A 3,822-nucleotide genomic window follows, 5' to 3' on the forward strand; every position below is an offset into this window, starting at 1 on the left:
AATTAAAAAAAATCCGGGCGTTTGAGTGATCGCTTCAATATTAATATCTGTTCGGCTTCCCGATGATAGTTTTCAATCACTTTAAAATCTGACCCTGATAAGTTAAGGCTAATATATACCGATTCTCTTTGATACAGTGGGCTTAACCAATGCTCTTCGGAACTAGCAAATCGAACTGATATTGGTAGGTTTATCCTAAATCCCTGGTTTTTTATCATCTGGTGAATTTGCTCCAGAGCTTTGATTGCAGCTGACCTTGGTATGGCATACTCCAACTCGGAATAGGTGAAATTAATATTCTCAAAGGCGAGGATTTTAAAGCTCTTATCCCAACGGTTTAATCCCCGTAGATTAGTAAAAAAAGCTACTCTAAAGATGAGAGGAATTGTAAAAGGAAACGTCCTGGTAATCCAGTCACCGATTCCATTGCCTTCTCTAGATATAGTTCTAGATAGGTCGTCTAGGAATTGTCTCCATAATGGCATGGGAGTAACCGGCTCATCCATTTTATTAAACTTAAACCAATAGGAGCGTGAGGTGTGGGGAAATTCAAAGAATTGGAAATGATCGTTTTCTTTAACTAATGTGTCTATTTCTTTTCTGAGAAGGTCGGTCAACATCGGTTGTTGAATATCTCGCAAGAAGAATGTAGGGACACAACGAAGGGTTAATTTAGTAATAATACCAAGGGCACCCAAGTTGACACATACTCCATAAAATGTGGGATTATCTTGTTGGTAGCGGACAACTTCCCCGGATGCTTTCATTAGCTCCAGCTCGACCACTGCACTGGCCAGTGAGCCGTTTTTGTCTCCTGTTCCATGGGTAGCCATTGCTATGGCACCAGAAATAGTCTGCTTGGTGATTGCTCCCAGGTTTTCCAAGGCCATGCCGTGTTGGTCTAGGTATTGATTCAAGCTGTTTAGTGTTATTCCTGGCTCGACAGTAACGGTGCCCCGTTCTCGGTCTAGCTCGATTACCCGGTTTAGTCGCTTTAATGATACAAGAACACCATCGGTGCATGCAGCTTCTGACCATGAGTGTCCCGAACCAACCACCTTAACTTTCATCTTTTCGGTTCGAGCCATGGCAAGAACTTTCTTGAGATCTTCGTTAGAAGATGGCTCGACAATACTTTTGGGGTTGCAAGAAACATTACCCCTCCAATTTGACCACGCAGGTGACATATTAATTTATGAAAAATATTGTAATGGTTTTTCTATATTTTAGCATAGAATAGATAAGCTGTCAGCTATCAGTTTCTTAGCTGAATCAGTAGTTTAGCAATATGACGTTGAAGGTTTTCCCAATCTTCGGGAAATTCCTCACGGGTAAAGATTTCTGAGGCATTTTCATAGCATGCGATCGCATTTTCCAGATTCTCTGTAGTTTCTCCTACTATTCTGTTGCTGTAAGCATTACCCAGGTTATATAGGGTCCTTGCCCACTCTTCGGGGAAGTCTTGTTTAGTATAAACAGACAAGGCTAGTTGGTATTGGGCAATAGCAATTTCGAGATTATCAGCCCGGTCTCCACGGATTCTGTCACTGTAGGCTATGCCCAGGTTGTTGTGAGTACTTGCCCAATCTTCCGGGAAATCTGGTTTGGTGCGAACTTCTAATGCTAGTTGGTATACTTCTATGGCTTCTTCGAGATTATCAGCCCGGTCTCCACGGAGTCTTTCACAGTAGGCATTGCCCAGGTTATAGTGAGTCATTGCCCAATCAATGGGGAAGTCTGGTTTGGTGCGAACTTCCAAGGCTAGTTGGAATGCTTTAATAGCTTTTTCGAGATTATCAGCCCGGTCTCCACGGATTCTTTCACAGTAAGCTATGCCCAGGTTGTTTTGAGTACTTGCCCAATCTTCGGGGAAGTCTGGTTTGGTATAAACCTCCAAGGCTACTTGGTATGCATCTATGGCTTTTTCGAGATTATTAGCCCGATTGCCACGGATTCTGTCACAGTAGGCATTGCCCAAGTTGTTTTGAATAGCTGCCCAAATTTCCGGGTTACTTTGATTAGTAAAAACGGTTAGCATCGTTTGGTAACCAGCAATAGCGATTTCCCTGTTATTGGCTTGATTGCCCAGGGAAAAATCGCTGATCATGGTGCTGAATTCCCAGATACTATTAGCGATTTCTGTTGCTGTTTCTGGTTCCGCTGCTGAGAGTTTAGCACTTGCCCAGGTTTGCAGGATAGGGATAAAATTATGATCGAGTTTGTCTAGGTTTGCTACCAGGAGTTGGTAGACAGCTTCGCGGTCGCCTTTGCTGTTAGCGGTTGCTAGCAATACTTCCTCTAATAATTGCTGATACTCTTCCGATGAAGCCTTAGCTGAAGTAAGGGTTTCTGAAATTGCCAGACCCTTTAAAAGCTTACTCCTGATACGTAGTAAAAAGTTAGCCGCGTTTTGGTGGCCATTTCCTGTTAGATAGTCGGCTGATTGTGCCATTACCTGCAATAATTCTGCATCCACTAACTCAAGGTTGCTATTAATAATTTTCATTTCTTTACCCTTGGGGCAAGTTAGGAGTTGGTGGAGCAAGTTGAGGTATGCTTGTTTTCTTTCTTGGTTCATTTTTACTTACCCCTGGCTCAGCTGTCAGCCTTCAGCTTTCTTGGTTGTGGGAGCATGTTAATTATATAGAACATTTGTACTAATTATCTAGCCCCCTCATGGGTTTAAGCACGCTCTGATGGTACATAGTTGATCTGTTCTGCAACTTTGACCTACTCCCTTTGGTTGTTACTTATATAATAGTATTTTATATAGCAATTCTCTATGCCATGAGGTACAAAGAGATCCCCCTAAATCCCCCTTATCAAGGGGGACTTTGAGGTTTAGAAGCGTACCTCATAAATCCTAGAAACGCTATAAATAGTATTTTAGACACGCTTATCCTGCCTGAGATATCAACAATGGAAGAACTAAAAAATAGAGTTGCCTTAATTACTGGTGCTAGTTCTGGTATTGGTCGAGCAACGGCGATCGCCTTTGCCAAAGAAGGTGCAAAAGTTGTGGTTGCTGCCCGTCGAAGTAAAGAAGGAGAAGAAACCGTTGAGTTAATCAAACAAGTAGGTGGAGAAGGGATTTTTATCCAAACTGATGTCACTCAAGAAGAACAGGTTAAGAATTTAGTCGAAAAAACTGTTGAAATCTATGGTCATCTTGATTGTGCTTTTAATAATGCTGGTTTCGCTGTAGGAAATCCAATTACCGAAGAAACAGTAGAAAATTATGACCAAGTCTTTAATGTCAATGTTAAAGGGGTATTTTTATCTCTGAAATACGAACTATCCTATATGTTAAATCATGGAGGGGGAGCAATTGTTAATTGTGCTTCTATTCTAGGTTTGGTTGCTTTATCACCAATATCTCTGTATACCGCTAGTAAACACGCAGTATTAGGCTTAACTAAAACAGCAGCTTTAGAGGTGGCACAGTCTAACATTCGTGTTAATGCCGTATGTCCCGGTGTAATTGACACAGACATGGCTCGTCCTTTCTTCCCTATTCCTTTCTATCAAGAGTTTATTAAAAAACATCCTATGGGTCGAGTAGGCAGAGAAGAAGAAGTTGCCAATGCTGTCGTTTTTCTGTGTTCAGATAAAGCATCTTTTATTACAGGAGAATTTTTAGCTGTAGATGGAGGGTTTCTCGCTCAATAGATGTAGGAGTCGTAAGCATTCATAGCTGATCAGCGGGCTGGCGGTAATCAAATGAGTTGGTATTGCTTGTATCCACTGATGGGCTTGAGTACGAGCTGGTGGAAACTGGCAGTTGGCTAAGGCAAGTAATAAGTCTAGGTTAGGATTGTCGGG

4 protein-coding genes are annotated in these 3,822 nt (G+C 41.8%); 1 reads left to right on the plus strand and 3 read right to left on the minus strand.

Going from position 1 to position 3,822, the window contains the following annotated elements:
- Nucleotides 1-2: 2 nt before the first annotated feature.
- On the minus strand, nucleotides 3-1,187 hold the full coding sequence (locus F6J99_RS43090; RefSeq protein WP_293123091.1) for an FAD-binding protein: 1,185 nt from the start codon (nucleotides 1,185-1,187) through the stop codon (nucleotides 3-5).
- 68 nt (nucleotides 1,188-1,255) lie between these two features.
- Entirely contained in the window at nucleotides 1,256-2,578 is a 1,323-nt protein-coding gene (locus F6J99_RS43095; protein ID WP_293123094.1) for a tetratricopeptide repeat protein, read from the minus strand.
- Between the two features lie 341 nt (nucleotides 2,579-2,919).
- On the opposite strand from F6J99_RS43095, the gene F6J99_RS43100 reads away from it, so the two are divergent.
- Nucleotides 2,920-3,669: an SDR family oxidoreductase gene (locus tag F6J99_RS43100; RefSeq protein ID WP_075900912.1), complete on the plus strand. Its 750-nt coding sequence runs from the start codon at nucleotides 2,920-2,922 to the stop codon at nucleotides 3,667-3,669.
- Here the strand turns inward: F6J99_RS43100 and F6J99_RS43105 are convergent.
- On the minus strand, nucleotides 3,637-3,822 hold a 186-nt coding region (locus F6J99_RS43105), incomplete at its 5' end, for a hypothetical protein (RefSeq protein ID WP_293123097.1). The genes F6J99_RS43100 and F6J99_RS43105 overlap by 33 nt on opposite strands.

The sequence above is a fragment of the Moorena sp. SIO4G3 genome (assembly GCF_010692305.1).
Lineage (GTDB): Bacteria > Cyanobacteriota > Cyanobacteriia > Cyanobacteriales > Coleofasciculaceae > Moorena > Moorena producens_A.